The organism is Dietzia sp. NPDC055877 (assembly GCF_053615975.1).
In genome coordinates this window covers 101,817-123,579 of sequence record NZ_JBSHCV010000006.1, presented here as the reverse complement: position 1 = coordinate 123,579, position 21,763 = coordinate 101,817, and the positions used below count along the sequence as shown (strand labels likewise).

Below are 21,763 nucleotides of genomic sequence, written 5' to 3'. Positions count from 1 at the left end.
GTGAGAAGTTCTCGTCACCAGGTCTGACGGGCCGGGCCTCCCATCTGGTTCCACGGAAGGAGAGTTCGCCGGAGCTAGACCTCCGCGGCGCCGCCGGTCGCGCTCTCGCCGTTGCCGTTGCCTATCGCCGAATGCAGACTCACCCGCCGCGGGGAGTCGTCGGTCCCCAGTAGCAGGTCGATGGTCAGGCCGAGCCGGTTGCTCACGTCCGCGGCCGTCGACCGGCGGGTCAGCCACGAGACCAAATTGGACATCCACACGTCGGAAACCACGCGTGCGATCGACAGTTGGACCTCGTTCGGCGTGCCCTCGGCGATGGCGCGGGCGATGATCCGGTCCATGTAGAAGCCGACCTCCTCGACCTCGTTGGCCACGGAGGCGTCGGCGAACATGAACGCGCGGGTCATGGCCTCGGTGAGATTGGGCTGACTCTGCATGGCCTTGGTGATCATCTCCACCACGACCTTCATCCGCTCCTGCGCCGTGTCCCCGGGCGGGGCGGAACGCTCGGTGCGCTGATCCAAGCGCCGGAATTCGCGGGCCAGCGCCGAGACGAGCAGGTGCACCTTGGAGGGGAAGTAGCGGTAGAGGGTGCCCACCGCGACCTCGGCCTTCTCCGCGACCGCGCGCATCTGCACGGCCTCGTAGCCGCCCTTCGCCGCCAGGGCCAGGGTCGCGTCGAGGATCCGGCGCCGGCGTTCGCGCTGGGACGAGGTGCTGGGCTCATCGGAGCGGGCGGCGGTGTCGGAGGCGCTACTGCCGGAACCGGTCCCGGTCGAGCTCTTGGTCATGGGGCGAACCTTCTGCGCTGGGCGGATCTGGGACCCGGTTGTGCGGATCGTGGCGTGCTGATGCATTCTAGAACACGTTTCCTAGAACAGGTTCTATTATGTCGGGAGGGCGCGATCCGTGACGGTCGTGCCGCCACCCGAATCCAGTCGCGCCGAGGAGTCATACGTGAGCATCGCCACCACCCCGGATCAGACCGAGATCCAGAACTCGATCAAGGCCTGGGCGAAGTCCGCTGATCCCGTGACTACCGTACGCGCCCAGGAAACTGACCCCGACGCGTGGAAGGCCCTGTGGCCGCATCTCGCCGAGCTCGGCCTGTTCGGCGTGGCCGTGGCCGAGGAACACGGCGGAGCCGGGGCGGAGATCGTCGACCTGGCCTGCATGATCGAGGCCGCGAGCTCGCGCATGGCCCCCGGCCCGATCCTGACCACGGCTCTGGCCGGCGTCCTCGTCTCGAAGGCGGGCGGCGACGTGGCCGCCGCGCTGGGTGAGACGATCGCCGAGGGCGGGCTGCCGGTCGGCATCTGCCTGGGCTTGGGGACCGAGACCCTCGACGCCTCCGGCGCGGTGACCGGGGATGCCGGCATCGCCTACGGCGGAACCGTCGACGGCGGACTGCTGCTGCCCGTCGTGGTCGACAGTCTCACCCGCTGGGTCCTTCTGGAGCCCGGCACCAAGGGCGTGACCATCACCCCGTCGACCCCGTACGACATCTCCGCGTCCATCGCGCGGGTGTCGCTGGAGGACGTGGCGATCCCGACCGACCGGATCCTCGACGGCATCTCGACCGCCCACGTCCACCAGCTGTTCGTCACCCTCGCCGCGGCCGAGGCCGCCGGGGTCGCGGACTACACGCTGAACACGGCCGTCGAGTACGCCAAGATCCGCGAGCAGTTCGGCCGCACCATCGGCTCGTTCCAGTCCATCAAGCACCTGGCCGCCGACATGCTGTGCCGCACCGAGCAGGTCCGCGCCCTGGCCTGGGATGCCGCGGTGGCCGCAGAGGACCTCACGGCCGCGGACTCCGAGCTCCCCGTGGCCGCCTCGGTCGCCGGCGCGCTCGCATTCGACAACGCGGTGGCCAACTCGCAGGACTGCATCCAGATCCTCGGCGGCATCGGCTTCACCTTCGAGCACGACGCGCACTTCTACATGCGTCGAGCCGGCGCCCTGCGCCAGGCTATCGGCGGCGCGGCCCGCTGGCGTCGGTCGCTCGCCGACCTCACGCTGGCCGGCAAGCGTCGCCACCTGGACATCGACCTGTCCGAGATCGTCGGGATCGACGCCAAGCGCGAGGAGATCAAGGCGCTGGTCGCCGAGGTCGCCGCGGTGGAGGGCGCCGAGCGCAAGCAGGCCCTCGCCGACACAGGCCTGTTCATGCCGCACCTGTCCGAGCCGTGGGGCCTGGGTGCCTCGCCGGCCGAGCAGCTCATGATCGACGAGGAGCTCGAGGCCGCGGGAGTGTCCCGGCACGACATCAACATCGGCGGCTGGGCCGTGCCCACCATCCTGCAAGCCGCGCCCGAGCACGCCGACCTGCTGGTCCGCGACACCATGGCCGGCAAGATCAAGTGGTGCCAGCTGTTCTCCGAGCCCGGCGCCGGCTCCGACCTGGCCGCACTGCGCGCCACCGCGGAGAAGGTCGACGGCGGCTGGAAGCTCAACGGCCAGAAGGTGTGGACGTCGCTGGCCCGCGAGGCCGACTGGGCCATGTGCCTGGCCCGTACCGACAAGGACGCACCCAAGCACAAGGGCATCACCTACTTCCTGGTCGACATGAAGTCGGCGGGCATCCGCACTTCACCGCTGCGCGAGATCACCGGGGAGGCCCTGTTCAACGAGGTCTTCCTCGAGGACCTGTTCGTGCCCGACGAGTTCCAGATCGGCACGGTCAACGACGGCTGGAAGATCGCCCGCACGACCCTGGCCAACGAGCGCGTGGCCATGGGTGGCGGCTCCTCGCTCGGTGACGCCGCCGAGGAGATCATCGGCCTCATCGAGGCGGCCGGCGTCTCGGACGACGCCCTCGTCCTGGACGAGCTGGGCAAGCACGTCGCGGACGGCGTCGTGGGCAGCCTGCTCGACCTGCGCACCGCGCTGCGGAGCCTGGCGGGCTCCGGCCCGGGCGCCGAGTCGAGCGTCCGCAAGATCGTCGGCGTGCGCCACCGCCAGGACATCGCCGAGTTCGGCCTCGAGCTCACCGGCACCAGCGGTGTCGAGTTCACCGAGCAGGGCCGCAAGTTCCTCATGGTCCGCTGTCTGTCGATCGCCGGCGGCACCGAGCAGGTCCTCCTCAACGTGGTGGGCGAGCGCATCCTCGGCCTGCCCCGCGACTGAATCACCTCCCCTCCCACTCCCGAACAGGACTGATCCCCCGTGGACTTCACCCGTACCGAGACCCAGGCAGCCGTCGCCGAGGCGGTGGCCGGCGCCCTGACCACCGCAGCACCCGCCGAGGAACTGCTCACCGCGTTGCCCAGCCGCAGCGTGGAGGACGCGGGCTACGACGAGCGCCTGTGGGCGTCGTTCGCGGAGTCCGGACTGCTCTCCCTCGGCCTCCCCGAGGACCTGGGCGGCGACGGCCTGACCGTCGCCGACGTGGCCGTGGTGCTCGAGGAGGTCGGCCGCGCGGGCGTGGTGATCCCCGCCCTGGAGACCCTCGGCTTCGGCGTTCTGCCGATCGTCGCGCTCGGCACGCCGGCGCAGCAGAAGAGGCTGCTCGAGGGGATCGAGGACGGCCGGATCCTCACCGCCGCCGTCGCGGAGCCCGGGCGTCCGCTGCCCGCCGTGCCCTCCGTGCGTCTGAACGGCGGGACGATCACCGGCACCGTCACCTCGGTGCGTTACGCGGCCCAGGCGCGATCCGTGCTGGTCCCGGTGTCGACCCCCGAGGGTGCGGCCGTCGTCGTCGTCGCCCCCGACGCCCCGGGGGTCACCCTCACCCCCACCCTCGGCTCCCTGGGGGTGCCCGAGTACGCGATGCGGTTCGAGGCCACGCCTGTCGACGACGACGTGGTCCGCGGCGGCGACGAGCCCCTTCTCGAGGTGTTCCGGCGGCTCATCCTCGCGGCGTGCGTCGCGCACGGCGACGGCCTCATCGCCGGCGCGCTGGACATGACCGCGGACTACCTGAAGGAGCGGGAGCAGTTCGGCAAGCCGCTCGGCTCGTTCCAGGCGGTGCAGCAGGAGCTCGCCGACGTCTACATCGTGTCGCGGACGCTGCACGTGATCTCGCAGTCGGTGGCGTGGCGGATCTCTTCGGGCCTCACGGGCTCTTCCGACCGCTACGAGACCGATCCCACGATCGGCGCATACTGGCTCGCCGCCGAGGGGCCGCGCGCGGTGCAGGTCCTGCACCACCTGCACGGCGGCGTCGGCGTGGACATCACCTACCCGATGTTCCGGTACTCCTCGGCGGTCAAGGACCTGGCCCGATTCGTGGGCGGCCCGCGCCTGCAGCTCACCGAGCTCGGCGAGGCCGTGGCGGCCGACCCGGTCGACGCAGTGTCGGTCGCGTCGTCGAGCGACGACGCGGTAGCCGACGACGACGAGGCGTTCATCGACCTCACCCCCGCCCAGCGCGCCCTCCAGTCCGAGCTGCGCGAGTACTTCTCCACCCTCATCTCCGCCGACGAGGCCGCCGACATCGGCACCACCCGGCACGGGAAGACCTACGAGGAGATCATCAAGCGGATGGGCCGCGACGGCTGGCTGGGTGTCGGCTGGCCCGCCGAGTACGGCGGCAAGGGATTCGGCCACCTCGAGCAGCAGATCTTCACCAACGAGGCCACGCGTGCCGACGTGCCGCTGCCCTCGGTGACGCTGCAGACGGTGGGCCCGACCCTGCAGAAGTACGGCACGGACATCCAGAAGAAGAAGTTCCTGCCCGGCATCCTCGAGGGGACCGTGCACTTCGCGATCGGCTACTCCGAGCCCGACGCCGGCACCGACCTCGCGTCGCTGCGCACCACCGCCAAGCGCGACGAGGCCACCGGCGACTGGATCATCAACGGACAGAAGATGTGGACCACCGGCGGCCATCACGCCGACTACATCTGGCTGGCCGCCCGCACCGGCACCCCGGACTCCCGCCACCGTGGTCTGACGATCTTCATCGTCGACACCTCCGATCCGGGCTTCTCGTTCACGCCGATCATCACCTGCGACGGCGCGCACCACGTCAACGCCACCTACTACTCGGACGTGCGCGTGCCCGCCGACATGGTGGTCGGCGAGGTCGACGGCGGCTGGAAGATGCTCACCACCCAGCTCAACCACGAGCGCGTCATGCTCGCCCCCTCCGGGCGGCCCGGCGGCTACTACGACGAGCTGGCCGAGTGGGCGCGCGGCACCGGGCCCGACGGTGTCCGACACCTGGACCGGCCCGAGGTCCGCGACGGACTGGCCGAGATCTTCGCGATCGTCCGCCTCAACGAGCTGCTCAACTGGCAGGTCTCCGCGATGGGCGACAACCCGTCGATGGGCGACTCCGCCGCCTCGAAGGTGTTCTCCACCGAGAAGATCCAGCACGTCGGCCGCATCGCCGAGGAGCTGCTCGGGCGCTTCGGCGACCCCACCGACGCCGGCACGGCCAAGCTGCAGCGCTGGTTCGACATGATGAACAAGCGCAACGTCGTGATCACGTTCGGCGGCGGCGTCAACGAGGTCATGCGCGAGCTGACCTGCATGGGCGGCCTCGGCATGCCCCGCACCGCCCGCTGATCCGACCCCGTACGAAAGGCACCCATGAGTGACGACACTGCTACCGCCGCCCAGGCCGGCCGGATCCTCGCCGCATCCGAGGAGATCCGGGCCGTCGGCGGCAGCGCCCCCCGCGCGGGCCGCGATCCCATCAACACCCCGATGATCCGCAACTGGACAGAGGCGATCGGCGACGCCAACCCGATCTACGAGTCCGAGGAGGCGGCCGTCGCGGCCGGCCACGGCGGACTCGTCGCCCCGCCCGCGATGGCCCAGGTCTGGACCATGCGCGGCCTCGGGAAGACCCGCGAGTCCGACGACCCGCTCGGCAACATGACCGATCTGCTCGACGCCGAGGGCTTCACCTCCGTCGTGGCCACCAACTGCGACTCCACCTATCACCGCTACACCCGCCCCGACGAGGAGGTGACCATCTCCTCGGTCCTGACCGACGTGGTGGGCCCCAAGAAGACGGGCCTGGGCGAGGGCTGGTTCTTCACCACCCGCAACTACTGGCGGGTCGGCGACGAGGTCGTGGCCGAGATGGACTTCCGGATCCTCAAGTTCCGGCCGCCGGTCAAGACTGCCGAGCCGGCCGCCTCCGATCAGATCGTCGCGAGCTCCGGCTCGGCCACCGACGATCTGGTCGTGGGCAAGGTCCTGCGGCCCTCGGTCTCGCAGGACACCCGCTTCTTCTGGGACGGCGTCGCCGCCCACGAGCTGCGCATCCAGAAGCGCGAGGACGGCTCGCTGCAGCACCCGCCCGTGCCGGCGCTGTGGAAGGACAAGACCGAGCAGACCGACTACGTGGTCTCCTCCGGCCGCGGCACGGTCTACAGCTTCGTCAACCACCACGCCCCGCGCGTGCCGGGGCGCACCCGGTTCCCGTTCGTGATCGCGTTGGTGGAGCTGGAGGAGGGCGTACGCATGCTCGGCGAGCTGCGCGACGTCGACCCGGCCGACGTCGAGATCGGCATGGACGTCGAGGTGGAGTTCCTCGACATGCCCGGTGATTCCAGCGAGGACGCGGCGTTCGGCACCGAGCCGTGGACGCTGTACGCGTGGCGGCCCGCCGGTGCCGCTCCTGTCGAACGCCAGATGTCCGAAGTCACGGAAGGTGGCGCGAAGTGAGCGAGAACAGTGCAGTGACCGGCGCGGTCTGCCCCGCCGAGCCGCCCGCCGCGCGAGTGGGGGACACCCTGCCCGAGCTGGCCATCGAGGGGACGCCGACGTTCATCGTGGCCTCGGCCCTGGCGACGCGCGACTTCCAGGATGTCCACCACGACCGGGACCTGGCCCACCAGAAGGGCTCGAAGGACATCTTCGTCAACATCCTCACCGACACCGGCCTCGTGCAGCGGTTCGTCACCGACTGGGCCGGACAGAAGGCGCGGATCACCTCCATCAAGTTGCGTCTCGGTGTGCCCTGGTACGCCTACGACACGCTGACCCTGACCGGTGAGGTCACGGAGATCGCGACCGACGGTCTGGTCACGCTGAAGATCGTCGGCAACGACTCTCTGGGCGCGCACGTCACCTCGACCGCGACCCTCTACATGAACGGAGACCCGCAGTGAGCACGCTGGCTTCTGAGTCACTCGCCAACCGGGCGGCGATCGTCGGGATCGGCGCCACCGACTTCTCCAAGGACTCCGGCCGCTCCGAGCTCCGACTGGCGGCAGAGGCCGTGCAGGCCGCCGTGGCGGACGCGGGACTGCAGCCGTCTGACGTCGACGGCCTGGTGTCCTTCACCATGGACACCAACACCGAGATCGCCGTGGCCCGCGCGGCCGGCATCGGCCACCTGAACTTCTTCTCGCGGATCCACTACGGCGGCGGCGCGGCGTGCGCGACCGTCCAGCAGGCCGCGATGGCCGTCGCGACGGGTGTCGCCGAGGTGGTGGTCTGCTACCGCGCCTTCAACGAGCGCTCGGGCATGCGGTTCGGGCAGGTCAACTCGGCGCTGGTGCAACAGGTCAACTCCTCCGGCACCGACAACGCATTCTCCTACCCGCACGGGCTGTCCACGCCGGCCGGGTTCGTCGCCATGGTCGCGCAGCGCTACATGCACGAGTACGGCGCCACCAGCGAGGACCTCGGCCGGGTGGCCGTGGTCGACCGCAAGCACGCCGCCGTGAACCCGGCCGCGTTCTTCTACGGCAAGCCCATCACGCTCGAAGAGCACCAGAACTCGCGCTACATCGCCGAACCGCTGCACCTGCTGGACTGCTGCCAGGAGTCGGACGGCGGGCAGGCGATCGTGGTGACCACGCCTGAGCGCGCGAAGGACCTGCCGCACAAGCCGGTCTCCATCGCGGCCGCGGCGTCGGGCTCCGGACCGGACCAGTACATCATGACCTCGTACTACCGTCCCGAGCTCGCGGGACTGCCCGAGATGGGGATCGTGGGCGACCAGCTCTGGAACCAATCCGGGCTGCGCCCCGACGACATGGACATGGCCGTGCTCTACGACCACTTCACCCCGTACGTCCTCATGCAGCTCGAGGAGCTGGGTTTCTGTGGCCGCGGCGAGGCCAAGGACTTCGTCCGGGAGCCGGGCGCCCTCGAGGTGGGCGGCCGCCTGCCGCTGAATACTCACGGCGGCCAGCTGGGCGAGGCGTACATCCACGGTATGAACGGCATCGCCGAGGGCGTGCGCCAGCTGCGGGGCGATTCGGTGAACCAGGTCGCGGGGGCGGAGAAGCTCGTCGTCACCGCCGGTACCGGCGTCCCCACCTCGGGGCTCGTCCTCACCGTCTGAGCCGACCGGGTTCCGCCCCCTCCACGCCTCGCCCCGCCCCTCCCCACCCCTCCACGTCGTCAAGAGCGTTTCGCACACGTTTCCCGAGGAGGGGGTGTGCGAAACGCTCTTGTCGTTGAGGGAGGTGCGGCGTCGGCGACCCTAGCCGCGCAGGCAGCCTCGCACGAACGAGCCGATGTCGCGGACCGCGGCCCTGGCCTCGGGGACCAGTGGGTGGAACGCCTGGAACACGTGGAACTGGTGCGGCCAGAGCTGGAATTCGTGTGTCACGCCGTGCTCGGCGAACTTCTCGGCCAGCCTCGCGATCCCGCCCGCGAAGTTCTCCGCGCCGCCGCACTGGATGAGGAAGGGTGGCCAGTCGGGGGAGGGGCGGTAGTTGATCGGCGAGATCGCGGGGTCGTCGGCGTCGGTGTCCGGCGCGTACCGGGCGCGGCACAGTTCAGCCATCCCCAGGGCCAGGAACGGGTCCTTCTTGGCCTTGTCGCGCGCGGACATGTCGGAGAAATCCAGGTCGACCCAGGGGGACATGAGGACGACGCCCGCGGGCATCGCCTCGCCTGACTTCTCCAGGTGGGCGACCAGCTGCAGCGCGAGGTTGCCGCCCGCCGAGTCGCCGGCCACCACGATGTTCTCGGCGGGAAAGCCCATGTCGAGCAGCCACTGGAAGCCGGCGATCGTGTCCTCGGTGGCGGCCGGATGCGGATGTTCGGGGGCCAGGCGGTAGTCGGGCAGGAACACCGGTGTGCCGGTCTCGGCGGCCATCCGCGAGGCCAGGGCCTTGTGCGACCAGGGCGAACCGAAGGTGAACCCGCCGCCGTGGACGTGGTAGATCACCTTGTCCGAGTCGAAGAACCTCTTCCGGCCGACCCACAGGCCCGGCACCGGACCGTCCGACGACCAGTCGGCGGTGGTTTCCAGGGCGGCCGCGCGGCCCGCCCCGGAGGTGAGGGCACGAAGCCGGTTGAGCGAGGCCTCGGTGGGCGGCATGCGATCCAGCGCGGGGCGGACGAACATGCGCAGGCCCCCGGCCAGGCCGCGGGCGCGCAGGGTGCCCTGCACGCCGGGGCCGGCCAGGAGCGGTGCGCGCTGGGAGGGCCGCTCCGCTTCGACGTCGGCGGAGCGCTGACCGTCCGCCGGGACGTCCCCGGACCCTGTCGCCTGGGGCAGTCGGAGTCCACCGTCGTACGGGGCGCCCGTCCGCCGGGGCCGCGATCCACTCATGTGCGCAATGTAGATGTCGGAGCGAGGTGACGGGTGTCGAATCGCCGCTGCTACCATAAATCCCAGCTAGAACTCGTTCTCGTTCTCCGGGGATGGCGCAGGCCACGGGCCGGTCTGGACACGAGAACAAGTTCAGGTCACAATGTGACAGTAGCCACATCTGCCCTCAGTTAGAAGGAATTATTCCCGCGATGACCGACGCAGCAGCCGATCACACGTCCGACCCCCTCGCCGGGACCAATCCCGAGATGAACCAGGCATTGGTGTTCGAGGCGATCGTCGACAAGATTCCTGACAACCTGCTCCTCACCATGGACGGCGAGGACTTCACGTACCGGCAGATCGATGATCTGGCCAACCAGATGGGGCACGTGCTCCGGGCCCACGGCACCGAGCCGGGCGATCATGTCGCGCTGTACATGAAGAACAGCACGCCGCACATGGCCGCGATCATCGCGACCATGAAGATCCGGGTCGCCGGCATCAACGTCAACTACCGCTACACCCCGGCCGAGCTGGTCTACCTGTTCAACGACTCGCAGTCGACCGGAGTCCTGGTGGACGCCGAGTTCGCCGAGACGATGGCGGCCGCGGCGCCCAAGCTCGAGACCGTCAAGACGATCTTCTCCGTGGGCGGCGTGCCCGAGGTCCTGGCCACCGCGTGCGCCGAGAACGGCATCGCGGTCGTCGACCTGGACTCCGAGATGGCCACCCAGTCCACCGCGCGGGATTTCGAGCCCGCGCGAGGCGACGACAAGTGGATCGTCTACACCGGCGGCACCACCGGCTTCCCCAAGGGCGTGCAGTGGAACCACTCGGACTACTACTACGCGTGCCTGTCCGGCGGTAACCCGTACGGCGACAAGCGACACAGCCCGGCCGAGGTCGCCGAGCACATCAACCCGGACGGCGGGTTCCGCGTGGTCATCTCGGCGCCGCTCATGCACGGCGCCGGGCTGTTCACCCTGCTGACCTTCGTCAACCTCGGCGGACACCTGCTGATGTTCCGCGACTTCGACCCGCAGGCCATCGTCGAGACGGTCGCCGAGCGCCAGGGCCAGATGCTGGTGTTCGTGGGCGACGGCATGGCCGTGCCGATCACTGACGCGATCGTGGCCAACAAGGACAAGCTGGACTTCAGCTCGCTGTTCATGGTCGCCTCCGGCGGCGGAATCTGGTCCAAGGCCACGCGTGACCGCCTCCTCGAGGTCCTGCCGAACATCATGACGCGCGACAACTTCGGTGCCTCCGAGTCGGGCAACGACGGAGAGCTGGCCATTTCCGAGAAGGCGGAACTGACCCTGCCGTCGAGCGCGCGCATCGGCCTGATCAACGAGTCCAACCAGCCGATCAACCCGGGCTCGGACGAGATCGGGTACATCGTGCGCCGCGGCCACGTCCCGGTGGGCTACTGGAACGACCCGGAGAAGACCGCCAAGACCTTCCCCGAGGTCGGCGGGCGGCGTGTCTCGGTGCTCGGTGACATGGGCCAGATCCGTGAGGACGGCACCATCGTCTTCCTCGGTCGCGGCTCGGGCTGCATCAACACCGGCGGCGAGAAGGTGTTCCCGGAGGAGGTCGAGCAGGCGATCAAGGCCCACCCGGCCGTCCACGACGCGCTGGTCGCCGGCGCCCCCGACGAGCGGTTCGGCCAGAAGGTCGCCGCGGTGGTGTCCTTCCGCGAGGGCCAGTCGGCCACGAACGAGGAGCTGACCACGTTCCTGCGTGAGTCGCTGGCCAACTACAAGGTGCCCAAGACGATCGTCGACGTCCCCGAGATCCGTCGTTCACCCGCCGGCAAGGCCGACTATAAGTGGGCCAAGGACCAGGTGTCCTGACGGACCGGTAAGCACGACTGACCCACTGCGAAGGCCGGGTCCGCCACCAGGGCGGGCCCGGCCTTCGTACGTGCCCCCGTAGTATCGGCGGCATGCGCAGATTCGATCCGACGCCGCGGATCCGCGGCCTGGTGCGGTCGTATCGCGGTCGGCACGGCCGTCGCGCCGGTGTGCTCGCGGTGCTGTTGGAGGGCGACGACGACAACGCCGCCGCCGAGCTGACCGTCCACCCGTCACAGGTGCGGCTGCCCCGGACCGTGATCTATGCGGCCGCCCGCAGCAGGGGGCTGGAGCCCGTCGGTGGTGCGGCAGCGCTCGCGCAGCGCGGACCGTGGATCGACCCGATGCGGTTCGTCCGGCCGTCGGAGGGGAGTGCCGGATGAGCGCGGGGTGGCTCCTCGTCGCGCTGGCGCTCCTGCCGCCGGCCCTGTGGCTCCTGGCGATCGCGGTGGTCGCGGCGCGCGGGAGGCTGCGCCGCAGAGGGGATGAGAGGACGCGCCGGCTGCGACTGGCCCGCATGTTCGGGCGCGGTCTCGGTGGTGATGTCGTCGTCGTCCCCACCGCGGATGTCGATCTGCCCGAGCACGCCGTCCTGGAGGTGGCCGCGGGGGCGGGGTTCCGGATCATCGGGTATGAGCGCGCCGACACGCCGCTGCGCAGGCGGGTGGGCGTGTTCGTCCGCGTCGGAGGGCCGGTCGACGCGGTGATCAGGGGCCCGCTGGGGTCGGGCGAGCGGGCGAAGTCGGCGGTGCACGCGGGGAGGGCCCCGGCGCCCCGGTAATGTCGCGCGCATGCGCATCGGAATGGCCCTGAACTACAGCGGCGGGTTCGCCGAGACCGCGGCGGAGGCCGCGGACCTCGAGCGGGCCGGACTGGACATCGCCTTCGTGCCGGAGGCCTACTCCTTCGACGCCGTGAGCCAGCTCGGCTACCTCGCGGCCCGCACGTCCACTATGGAACTCGCGTCCGGGATCCTGCAGATCTACACCCGCACGCCCACGCTCACCGCCATGACCGCCGCCGGCCTGGACTTCGTGTCCGAGGGCCGCTTCACGCTCGGACTGGGCGCCTCGGGCCCGCAGGTCGTCGAGGGCTTCCACGGCGTGAAGTACGACGCGCCGCTGGCCCGCACCCGCGAGATCATCGAGATCTGCCGCCAGGTGTGGCGGCGCGAGAAGGTCGTCCACGACGGCGCCAAGTACCAGATCCCGCTGCCCGCCGACCAGGGGACCGGGCTGGGCAAGCCGCTCAAGCTCATCAACCACCCGGTGCGAGAGAAGATCCCCATCGTGCTGGCCGCGCTCGGGCCCAAGAACGTGGAGCTGGCCGCCGAGATCGCCGACGGCTGGCAGCCGCTGTTCTTCCACCCCGAGAAGGCACACCTGGCGTGGGCCGACCCGCTGGCCAAGGGGCGCGCCAAGCGTGACCCGTCGCTCGGTGAGCTGGACGTGTACGCAGGCCCGCCGCTGGCGATCTGCGACGAGAGCGAGGTCCCGGGCTATCTGGACTTCGTGCGCCCGCACCTCGCGCTGTACATCGGCGGCATGGGTGCGCGCCGCAAGAACTTCTACAACGAGCTCGCCTGCCGCTACGGCTACGAGGCCGAGGCCGAAAAGATCCAGGACCTGTACCTGGACGGCAAGAAGGACGAGGCGGCCGCGGCCGTGCCGGACGAGCTCGTGCGGTCCGTCTCGCTGATCGGGCCCGCCTCCTACGTCGCCGAGCGGGTCGAGGCGTTCCGCGAGGCCGGCGCCACCACGCTCACCGTCGTCCCGATGGCCATGGACGCGCCGGGCCGCATCAGGCTCGTGGAGCAGTTCCGCGACCTCTGCTGAGCAGCGCGGGACCCGCGCCGGCATCCGCTCCCGCGCCCCGGTCGGTTCCCGCGAAATGACCACACCCCGCGGCACGGGGCCGCGGGGTGTGCAGGTGAGCCGTACGGCCCGATCGGATCAGCGATCAGGCGAGGTCGACCACCACGTTCTTGAGGACGGGGGCGTCCTCGCGCTCGACGACAGTGGCCGCCACGAGCAGCTGCGTTCCCTCCTCCCACACGCGGATGCGCATGGTCTCGCCGGGGAAGAAGATGCCGCCGAAGGTCACGCCGTAGCCGCGGACCTTCTCGACGTCGCCGCCCAGCACCTCGTCGACGACCGCGCGCAGCACCAGGCCGTACGAGCACAGGCCGTGCAGGATCGGGCGCGGGAAGCCGGCCGCCTCGGCGAAGGCCGGGTCGGAGTGCAGCGGGTTGCGGTCGCCACACAGGCGGTAGATCAGGGCCTGCTGCGGCAGGGTCGCGACCTCGATGGTGTGGTCGGCCTCGCGCTCGGGGTACTCCACCTTCTCGGAGGTGCCCCGCTCGCCGCCGAAGCCGCCCTCGCCACGGGCGAAGATGCCGGACCGGGCGGTCCACAACTTCTCCCCGTCGGCGGAGACCGTCTCGGACTCCTGGATGATCACCGCGGCCGAACCCTTGTCCTGGATCTCGGCGATCTTCGTCGTCGTCGTCGCGGTCCCGTCGGCCGGGATCGCACGGTGCAGGCGCACGGACTGGCTGCCGTGCACGACCTTGGCCAGGTCGATCTCCACGCCGGGGAACGACACCCGCGGCGCCTCGGTCACGTTCATCGTGGCCGCGACGGTCGCGAACGACGGCAGCACCTTCGGCGCGGTGTCGTGGATGTACTCCAACCCGGTGGTGTCCATCGGGTCGCCCGCGGCGCCCACCCCCAGCGCGTAGAGCGCCACGTCGGAGGCGGTCCAGGAGAACTCCTGCGAGGGCAGTTCCGCCCCGAGGGCGGTGTTCAGATCGATCGGCACTTCTCAGACTCCGGTCTTCTCGGTGGTCGGGGCGGTGGCGAGCATGTTCTCGATCGCGAGGTAGCCGAAGACCAGCGCAGGTCCGATGGTGGCGCCCGGGCCGGCGTAGGTGTGGCCCATGACCGGCGACGAGGCGTTACCGGCGGCGTAGAGGCCCTCGATCACGGAGCCGTCCTCGCGCAGGACACGGCCGTGGACGTCGGTGTTCGCGCCGCCCTTGGTGCCGAGGTCGCCCGGGACCATCTTGACCGCGTAGAACGGCGCCTTGGCGACCGGGCCGAGGCTCGGATTGGGCTTGTTCGTGGGGTCGCCGTAGTAGTGGTCGTACCCGGAGGCGCCGCGGTTGAAGTCCTCGTCGCGGCCGTTGGCGGCGAAGCCGTTGAACCGGTCGGCGGTCTTCTGCAGCGCCTCGGCCGGCACGTCGATGAGCTCGGCGAGCTCGGCGAGGGTGTCTGCCTTGTGGAAGTTCTCCGTCGCGAGCCACTTCTTGGGCAGCGGCTGCTTGGCCTGCAGGCCGGCGAAGAGGTAGCGGTTCTTGTACTCCTGGTCGAAGACGATCCAGGCCGGGACGTTCTCGCCCGGGGCGTCCTTCTGCCCCTCGGGAGCCTGGCCGAACTCGCCGCCGTACATCATGTGCCCGGCCTCGACGTAGGGCAGGGACTCGTTCATGAAGCGCTCGCCGCGCGAGTTGACCATGAACGAGCACGGCAGCGACCGCTCGGCCAGCGCGAACCACGGGCCGCGCGGCATGAGGATCGTCGGACCCCACCAGGCGTCCTCCATGAAGGACAGGGCGGCGCCCGTCTTCTCCATGTACTCGATGCCCTCGCCGGTGTTGGCGGCGGCGCCGACGGTCCACGAGGTGGGGATGGGCTGACGCTGGTACTTGTCGCGCATCTCCTGGTTGTGCTCGAAGCCGCCCGAGCCCATGACCACGCCGCGGCGGGCACGGAGGGTGACCTCTTCGCCGTTCCGGGTGACGGTGATGCCGACGACGCGCTCGTCATTCCCGGACCCCTCGGTGACCAGTCCGGTCATGGGGGTCTCGAGCCACACCGGCACGCCGGCGTCGAGCAGGCCCTTGCGCATGGCGGCGATGAGCGCGCGGCCCATACCGACGGAGTTCTGCTTGCGGGCCTTGGCGAGGAACATGCGCGCGGCGACCCGGATCGAGCGCCGGATACCCTTGGTGTGCGGGCGCTGGAGGAGGTTGAGCCAGCGGTAGTCGGACTGCATCACGACCATGTTGGCCGGGGCCTTGGCGTAGCCCGGCTCCAGCTTGTCGGCTTCGGGGCCGAGCTGGTTCAGGTCGAAGGGGCGGGGCTCGACCGAGCGGCCGCCTAGGCGGCCTCCGGGGGCCTCTGGGTAGTAGTCGGAGTAGTCCTTGACCCACTCGAGCTGCAGCGGACTGTTGGCGAGGATGAAGTCGAGCACCTCGGGGCCGCGGTCGATGTAGGTGTCGATGCGCTCGGGGGCCACGACGTCACCGATGATGGACCGCAGGTAGGTCCTGGCGGCCTCCGGGGTGTCCAGCACACCGTCGCGCTGGAGCACGGAGTTGCCCGGGATCCACACGCCGCCGCCGGAGCGGGCGGTGGAGCCTCCGTAGTGTGGGGCCTTCTCAACGAGGACCACGCTGAGGCCCTTCTTTGCTGCCGCGAGGGCGGCCGTCATGCCTGCTCCACCGCTGCCGACGACGACGACGTCGAATTCCTGGTCTGCCATGTAGAACACGTTATAGAACTGATGGCAATCGCGCCAGACGCCCCAGGTAGCATCCCCCTCATGCTCAACGAGGAGACCCGTGCCACTCTCGCGCAGCGACTCTGGGACGCCGAGGCCGGCGTGACCCCGATCGCCCCGCTCACCGACGACCACCCGGACCTGACCCCGGACGACGCGTTCGAGATCCAGCTCGTCAACATCCGGCGCAAGCTGGACGCGGGCGCCGTGGTCACGGGCCACAAGGTGGGCCTGGCCTCCAAGGCCATGCAGGAGATGATGGGCGTCGACGAGCCCGACTACGGCCATCTCCTCGACACCATGGAGTACCCCGAGGGCACGCCGATCGAGGCGGCGAGGTTCTGCTTCCCCCGCGTCGAGGTCGAGGTGGGCTTCATCCTCGGCGCCGACATCCCGCCGGAGGGCTGCTCCCAGGAGGAGGCCGCCGCCGCGATCGAGTGGGTCGTGCCGTCCATCGAGTTGATCGACTCGCGGATCAAGGACTGGAAGATCACCCTCGGCGACACGATCGCCGACAACGCCTCCTCGTGCGGCTACGTGGTGGGCTCCGGCCGCGTGCGCCTGGCCGACATCGATGTGGCGGCCATCGAGGCCACGCTCTACAAGAACGGCGAGTTCCTCGCCTCCGGCCGCTCCGATGCGGTGCTGGGCAACCCGCTCAACTCGGTCGGTTGGCTGGCCTCGACCGTCGCCAAGTTCGGCGTGCGCCTGCGCAAGGGCGACGTGATCCTGCCGGGCACCGCCATCCGCGCCATGGACGCAACCCCGGGCGACGCCTTCCGCGCCGACTTTGCCGGGCTGGGCTCGGTCTCGATGGAGTTCCGCTAGCGGTCTGCGTTGAGCGCACGCCCCGCCGCCACGGCCACCCGGGTGACCAGCGGCTCCAGTCGGGCCAGCGCGCTCTCGTCCGCCGCGCTGGCCGACAACGCCGCAACCGCCCGAGTTCCCCCGGGGGCCGGTCCGGAGTCGACGGCGGCGTCGTCGTCAAAAACCGGGGCGGCCACGCAGTACAGGCCGGGCGTGAGTTCGGCATGGTCCAACGATCGCCTCCTGCGCCGGATCTCGGCGAGCTCGACCGCCAGCGCGTCCGCCGAGGTGACGGTGGTGTCGGTCCACGCCACCATCGGCCCCCGGGCCACCCGCGCGGCGGCCTCGTCGTCGAACGCCAGCATCGCCTTGCCGACCCCCGTGCAATACGCGGGCAGCCCGCCCCCGATCCGTGACGGCGACGGGATCGGCCGCGGCCCGTGCAGCTTGTTGAGGTAGACCACCTCGTCGCGGTGCAGTGTCGCCAGGTGGACGGTCGCGCGCGTGGCCTCGAAGAGGTGCGCGAGAAAGGGCGTGAGGACCCGGCGGATCCGCTCGTACTCCGGCGACACCGGGATCGGGTCCAGCTCGTGGATCAGCGGACCCAGCCGGTAGTGCTGGCCGATCCGCGTGACCGCGCCGTTGCGCTCGAGCGCGGCGAGGAGCCGCAGTGTCGTGGACTTGGCCAGCCCTGTGGCGCGCGCGAGTTCGCTCAACGTCAGGCCGCCGCTGCCCGCGGCCGTCGCGCGCAGCACGTCGAAGGCGCGATCGACGGGGGACGCGGGGGGCTGTGTCATGTAGCGAGTGTAGCGCGATGCTCCGACACAGTGCCCGGTCTGATTCGAACACTTGCGCGATAGTGGGACGGCGGGTACGGTCGTACATACGTTCTACTGATGTGCGGCGGGGGTGGCGATGATGACGACGACGTCGGCGGGTTCGTTGTCTGCGGTTCCCGAGTCCTCCTGCTGCGAGGATCTTGCCGCTGTGAGCGAGGCGGCGCGGTCGGCGACGCTGGCGCAGAATCGGGCCGGGGCCACGCGGTTGGAAGCGGCTGCGTTGTTGGTGCGGCAGCTGGCTCGGGCTGCTGAGGCCGACGATTCGGGGCGGCCGGGGTATGCGCGGTTGGATCCGCAGGCGCGGGCCCGTGACCATATGGCGGCGGCGTGTCAGCTGACGTGTTGGCACGCGGGCCGGTTGGTGATGGCCGGGGTGCAGATCCACACCCGGCTGCCGCGGATGCTGTCCATGGTCGGGCGGGGGCTGTTGCCGGAGCAGTTGGCCATCGATATCGCCTGCCGGTTGGCGCAGGTGCCGGACGGAATCGTCTCTGATGTGGAGGATGCGGTCATGGCCCGCGTCGGGCACGATCTGGACGGTGGTGACCGGCCGTCGCGGTCGGCGGTGGAGGCGATGATCGACCGGGCCGTGGAGCGTCTGGATCCCGGGGCGGCGCAGGACGCGGTCGATGCGGCCACAGAGTCGCGCACGGTGCGGTTTCGCCGGGGCCGCGACGGGATGGCCTCGATGTGGGCCAAGCTGCCGATCGGGGACGCGGAGATGCTGCGCCGCAGGATCGAGACCGATGCCGCCGCGGCCGCCGCCGACGGGGTGCCGCGGCCCATGGACCAGCTCCGCGCTGACGCACTGTCGGCGTTGGCGGTGTACTCGCCGGCCGGGCCGGCCGAGGTCGTTGATGGCATCGAGCTCGGCCCGGTGCAGGTCGGGGCGGACCTGCCGCGCCCGACGGTCGGTAACGCCGCCGCCGCGAGCGGTCAGCCGATCCGGATCAGTGTGATCGCCGCGGCCGCGCGGGGACGGCCGGATCAGGTGGAGTTCGTCACCGGCGCGTACACCAGCTTCGACTGGCTGTGCCAGGAACTGCTCGAGGGCGATGACGCGCGGGTGCGGTTCGAGATCATCGACCCCGCCCCCGGCGCCCTGGACGCCCCGGAGCGGGCACTGCGGTACGTCCTCTCCCCGGCGTTGGCCGAGCGGATCCGGCTGCGTGATGGCACCTGCCGCCACCCGGGCTGCGCGGTCGATGCCCGGGACTGCGACATCGATCATGTGATCGCGTTCGACCGGGCCACCCCGGAGTTGGGCGGGCCGACCCTGGAGTGGAACCTGATGTGCCTGTGCCGCAAACACCACCGCGAGAAGACCTTCGGCACCAACTCCTACCGGCCCGGGCCGCTGGGCGAGCTGATCATCACCACCGACACCGGACACCAACACCGCACCCGACCCAAAGGGCCACTGGCCCGGGCACGCGAGGGCATCCAGGAACAGGTCGAGATCATCCTCAACGACAGACTCTTCTCACCCGACGGATACCTCACCAACCCACCCGGCACGGACAGACGCGACCGACCCGCCTGAAGCGTCAGTTCTCTGGTGTTCTACTGAACGGCACACTCGTTTGTGGCGGGGGTTCCGCGCGGGCGAGACTGCTGTCATGACGGAGAAGAAGAAGCTCACAGCCGCGATCGTGGGGTCCGGCAACATCGGTACCGACCTCATGTACAAGCTCGAGCGCAGCGAGTACATCGAGCCCAGGTGGATGATCGGCATCGACGCCGAGTCCGAGGGGATGAAGCGCGCCGCCGAGCACGGCCTCACCTGCATGTCCGGTGGTGCCGACGAGTTGCTCGCCTCGATCGAGGCCGGTGGCGAGAAGCCCGACCTGCTGTTCGAGGCCACCAGCGCCTACGTGCACAAGGAGTACGCCCCCAAGTACGAGGCCGCCGGCATCGTCGCGGTCGACCTCACTCCCGCGGCGGTCGGCCCGATGGTGATCCCGCCGGCCAACCTGCGCGAGCACCTCGACGCCCCCAACACCAACATGGTCACCTGCGGTGGCCAGGCCACCATCCCGATGGTCCACGCCGTCTCATCGGTCGTGCCGGTCGAATACGCCGAGATCGTCGCCTCCGTCTCCTCGGAGTCGGCAGGCCCCGGCACCCGCGCCAACATCGACGAGTTCACCGAGACCACCAAGATGGCCATCGAGCAGGTCGGCGGCGCCAAGCGCGGCAAGGCGATCATCATCCTCAACCCGGCCGAGCCGCCCATGATCATGCGCGACACGATCTTCTGCTCGATCCCCGAGGACGCCGACCACGACCTCCTCACCACCGCTATCCGCAAGCGCGAGAAGGAGATCCAGGAGTACGTGCCGGGTTACCGGCTGCTCCAGGAACCGCAGTTCGACCCGCCCACCGAGATCACCGGCGGCATGGCACGCGTGGCGATCTTCGCCGAGGTCGAGGGGGCCGGTGACTTCCTGCCGCCGTACGCCGGGAACCTCGACATCATGACCGCCGCCGCCGCGAAGGTGGGCGAAGAGATCGCCAAGACGAAGCTCGGAGTGTGACAACCATGGACAAGACCAACCCCTACAACGCCGACGCACGGGCGTACAGCTCCGAGCTCGACATCCGCATCACCGACTCGTCGCTGCGGGACGGCTCGCACCACAAGCGGCATCAGTTCTCGGTTGAGGACGTCCGCAACGTCGTCGGCGCCCTCGACGGCGCGGGAGTCCCCGTCATCGAGGTCACCCACGGTGACGGGCTCGGCGGCGCGTCGTTCAACTACGGCTTCGCCAAGTCGTACGACCAGGAGCTCATCAAGGCCGCGGCCGAGACCGCCAAGCAGGCCAAGATCGCGTTCCTCACGCTGCCCGGCCTGGGTATCAAGGACGACATTCTCGCCGCGCGCGACAACGGCGGTTCCATCTGCCGCGTCGCCACCCACTGCACCGAGGCCGACGTCTCCATCCAGCACTTCGGCTACGCACGCGAGCTCGGCCTCGAGACCGTCGGCTTCCTCATGATGAGCCACACCCAGCCGCCCGAGGTGCTGGCCAAGCAGGCCCGCATCATGGCCGACGCCGGCTGTCAGTGCGTCTACATCGTCGACTCGGCCGGCGCGCTCGTGATGGACCAGGTCTCCGACCGCGTCGCGGCGCTCGTCGCCGAACTCGGTGACGACGCCCAGGTCGGCTTCCACGGTCACGAGAACCTCGACGTGGGCGTGGGCAACTCGATCATGGCGATCCGTGCGGGCGCCCAGCAGATCGACGGCTCGACCCGCCGCTTCGGCGCCGGCGCCGGCAACACTCCCGTCGAGGCCCTGGTCGGCGTCTGCGACAAGCTCGGTATCACCACCGGCGTCGACTTCTTCAAGATCGCCGACGCCGCCGAGGATGTCGTCCGCCCGCTCATGCCCACCGAGTGCGTCGTCGACCGCCAGGCCATGATGCTCGGCTACGCCGGCTGCTACTCGTCGTTCCTCAAGCACGCCGAGGGGCATGCGCAGCGCTACGGTGTGCCGTCATCCGAGATCCTCATCCGCGCCGGCGAGCGTCGCCTCGTCGGTGGCCAGGAGGATCAGCTCATCGACATCGCGCTGGAGATCCAGAAGGAGCAGGCGAACGCCTGACCCGCGCTCCGCAGCGCCCAGCCGCGCCCCTCAGAGTCAGCCTCGCCCGATATACCCGGGCGGGTGACTCTGAGGGGCGCGGCTGTATGCGCTCACGGATCGACCGCAGCCGGGCCCGATGCCCAAGCCGCGACGGGCTCGAGGGCGGTCTCGTCGACCTGCTCGAGGCGCCGCGCCGGCAGCAGCATCCGCGCGGCGGGCGCGTCAGGGGTGCGGCGCAGCGATCGGCGCAGCGCGGCCATCAACACGCGGTCCGGCCAGGTGAGACGTGCCGGGTCGAGGTCGCCGCGCAGGTGGAACGTCGTGACGACGCGGTGGGAGGCGGCGACGAGTTTCGCGGCGAGGTCGCCGCGCCCCGGGTCACTGGCGGGGGAGAGGGCGACGACGACGAGGGCCACGCGCCCGGGAGCCGACCGGATCGCCCGGATGAGCCGTCTCCGACCCCTGATGCGCGTCGCGTATACGGGCGCGAGGACGATCAACGGGTCCGGCCGGCCGGAGGCGTCGAACGAGGACAGCTCCACCGCCGGCGTGCCCAGACGCTCGGCGAGAGCGAGGGCGTACCGGCGAGTGGAGCCGTACTTGGAGGTGTAGACGATGGCGGGGCGACTCACGCACCCGAGTCTGTCACCCC

At 70.1% G+C, this 21,763-nt stretch carries 19 protein-coding genes and 1 pseudogene; 14 read left to right on the top strand and 6 right to left on the bottom strand.

Annotated elements, in window-relative coordinates; translation table 11 throughout:
* Positions 1–74: 74 nt before the first annotated feature.
* Positions 75–791, bottom strand: coding sequence for a cholesterol catabolism transcriptional regulator KstR (gene kstR, locus ACWGLC_RS09320; RefSeq protein WP_452099622.1), 717 nt, complete (start codon positions 789–791; stop codon positions 75–77).
* Positions 792–957: 166 nt separating this feature from the next.
* On the opposite strand from kstR, the gene ACWGLC_RS09315 reads away from it, so the two are divergent.
* The 6 genes and pseudogenes from ACWGLC_RS09315 (at position 958) to ACWGLC_RS09290 (ending at position 8,254) form a co-directional block, all read left to right on the top strand.
* Positions 958–3,129, top strand: a complete 2,172-nt coding sequence (locus ACWGLC_RS09315) for an acyl-CoA dehydrogenase family protein (protein ID WP_452099621.1) — start codon at positions 958–960, stop codon at positions 3,127–3,129.
* 39 nt (positions 3,130–3,168) lie between these two features.
* A pseudogene (locus ACWGLC_RS09310) lies at positions 3,169–4,185 on the top strand (acyl-CoA dehydrogenase family protein); the annotation flags it as partial.
* Positions 4,186–4,296: 111 nt separating this feature from the next.
* Positions 4,297–5,514, top strand: a complete 1,218-nt coding sequence (locus ACWGLC_RS09305; protein ID WP_452099709.1) for an acyl-CoA dehydrogenase family protein — start codon at positions 4,297–4,299, stop codon at positions 5,512–5,514.
* A 24-nt stretch (positions 5,515–5,538) separates the two neighbouring features.
* Entirely contained in the window at positions 5,539–6,624 is a 1,086-nt protein-coding gene (locus ACWGLC_RS09300) for a bifunctional MaoC family dehydratase N-terminal/OB-fold nucleic acid binding domain-containing protein (protein WP_452099620.1), read from the top strand.
* Positions 6,621–7,070: a MaoC family dehydratase gene (locus tag ACWGLC_RS09295; RefSeq protein ID WP_452099619.1), complete on the top strand. Its 450-nt coding sequence runs from the start codon at positions 6,621–6,623 to the stop codon at positions 7,068–7,070. The genes ACWGLC_RS09300 and ACWGLC_RS09295 overlap by 4 nt, the downstream gene beginning before the upstream one ends.
* Positions 7,067–8,254 (top strand): lipid-transfer protein, encoded by a 1,188-nt coding sequence (locus tag ACWGLC_RS09290; protein WP_452099618.1) that lies wholly within the window; start codon positions 7,067–7,069, stop codon positions 8,252–8,254. The genes ACWGLC_RS09295 and ACWGLC_RS09290 overlap by 4 nt, the downstream gene beginning before the upstream one ends.
* Before the next feature lie 141 nt (positions 8,255–8,395).
* On the opposite strand, the gene ACWGLC_RS09285 is transcribed toward ACWGLC_RS09290, so the two are convergent.
* Positions 8,396–9,475 (bottom strand): alpha/beta hydrolase, encoded by a 1,080-nt coding sequence (locus tag ACWGLC_RS09285; RefSeq protein ID WP_452099617.1) that lies wholly within the window; start codon positions 9,473–9,475, stop codon positions 8,396–8,398.
* 191 nt (positions 9,476–9,666) lie between these two features.
* Here ACWGLC_RS09285 and ACWGLC_RS09280 point away from each other — a divergent pair, with 191 nt between their 5' ends.
* The 4 genes from ACWGLC_RS09280 (at position 9,667) to ACWGLC_RS09265 (ending at position 13,148) form a co-directional block, all read left to right on the top strand.
* Positions 9,667–11,313 (top strand): AMP-binding protein, encoded by a 1,647-nt coding sequence (locus ACWGLC_RS09280; protein ID WP_452099616.1) that lies wholly within the window; start codon positions 9,667–9,669, stop codon positions 11,311–11,313.
* Positions 11,314–11,405: 92 nt separating this feature from the next.
* On the top strand, positions 11,406–11,696 hold the full coding sequence (locus ACWGLC_RS09275) for a hypothetical protein (protein ID WP_452099615.1): 291 nt from the start codon (positions 11,406–11,408) through the stop codon (positions 11,694–11,696).
* Positions 11,693–12,094 carry a hypothetical protein gene (locus ACWGLC_RS09270; RefSeq protein ID WP_452099614.1) on the top strand — a complete coding sequence of 134 codons (402 nt, stop codon included), beginning with the start codon at positions 11,693–11,695 and terminating at the stop codon, positions 12,092–12,094. Before ACWGLC_RS09275 ends, ACWGLC_RS09270 begins: the two co-directional genes overlap by 4 nt.
* Before the next feature lie 10 nt (positions 12,095–12,104).
* On the top strand, positions 12,105–13,148 hold the full coding sequence (locus ACWGLC_RS09265; protein WP_452099613.1) for an LLM class F420-dependent oxidoreductase: 1,044 nt from the start codon (positions 12,105–12,107) through the stop codon (positions 13,146–13,148).
* Positions 13,149–13,272: 124 nt separating this feature from the next.
* Here the strand turns inward: ACWGLC_RS09265 and ACWGLC_RS09260 are convergent, their stop codons facing one another.
* Both ACWGLC_RS09260 and kstD read right to left on the bottom strand, forming a co-directional pair.
* A complete protein-coding gene (locus tag ACWGLC_RS09260) occupies positions 13,273–14,133 on the bottom strand; it encodes a MaoC/PaaZ C-terminal domain-containing protein (RefSeq protein WP_452099612.1) in 861 nt (286 codons plus the stop codon).
* Positions 14,134–14,136: 3 nt separating this feature from the next.
* Entirely contained in the window at positions 14,137–15,858 is a 1,722-nt protein-coding gene (gene kstD, locus ACWGLC_RS09255) for a 3-oxosteroid 1-dehydrogenase (protein WP_452099611.1), read from the bottom strand.
* Positions 15,859–15,918: 60 nt separating this feature from the next.
* On the opposite strand from kstD, the gene ACWGLC_RS09250 reads away from it, so the two are divergent.
* Positions 15,919–16,704 (top strand): 2-keto-4-pentenoate hydratase, encoded by a 786-nt coding sequence (locus tag ACWGLC_RS09250; RefSeq protein WP_452099610.1) that lies wholly within the window; start codon positions 15,919–15,921, stop codon positions 16,702–16,704.
* On the opposite strand, the gene ACWGLC_RS09245 is transcribed toward ACWGLC_RS09250, so the two are convergent.
* The gene (locus tag ACWGLC_RS09245; RefSeq protein WP_452099609.1) at positions 16,701–17,480 is read right to left on the bottom strand and encodes an IclR family transcriptional regulator; all 780 of its coding nucleotides are present in this window, start codon (positions 17,478–17,480) and stop codon (positions 16,701–16,703) included. The genes ACWGLC_RS09250 and ACWGLC_RS09245 overlap by 4 nt on opposite strands.
* 190 nt (positions 17,481–17,670) lie before the next feature.
* On the opposite strand from ACWGLC_RS09245, the gene ACWGLC_RS09240 reads away from it, so the two are divergent.
* From ACWGLC_RS09240 to dmpG, 3 genes are all read left to right on the top strand, one after another.
* On the top strand, positions 17,671–19,065 hold the full coding sequence (locus tag ACWGLC_RS09240) for a DUF222 domain-containing protein (protein ID WP_452099608.1): 1,395 nt from the start codon (positions 17,671–17,673) through the stop codon (positions 19,063–19,065).
* A gap of 76 nt (positions 19,066–19,141) precedes the next feature.
* Positions 19,142–20,059 (top strand): acetaldehyde dehydrogenase (acetylating), encoded by a 918-nt coding sequence (locus ACWGLC_RS09235; protein WP_452099607.1) that lies wholly within the window; start codon positions 19,142–19,144, stop codon positions 20,057–20,059.
* Between the two features lie 5 nt (positions 20,060–20,064).
* Entirely contained in the window at positions 20,065–21,129 is a 1,065-nt protein-coding gene (gene dmpG / locus ACWGLC_RS09230) for a 4-hydroxy-2-oxovalerate aldolase (protein WP_230931043.1), read from the top strand.
* Between the two features lie 92 nt (positions 21,130–21,221).
* On the opposite strand, the gene ACWGLC_RS09225 is transcribed toward dmpG, so the two are convergent.
* Positions 21,222–21,743 carry a flavodoxin domain-containing protein gene (locus ACWGLC_RS09225; RefSeq protein WP_452099606.1) on the bottom strand — a complete coding sequence of 174 codons (522 nt, stop codon included), beginning with the start codon at positions 21,741–21,743 and terminating at the stop codon, positions 21,222–21,224.
* Positions 21,744–21,763: the final 20 nt, after the last annotated feature.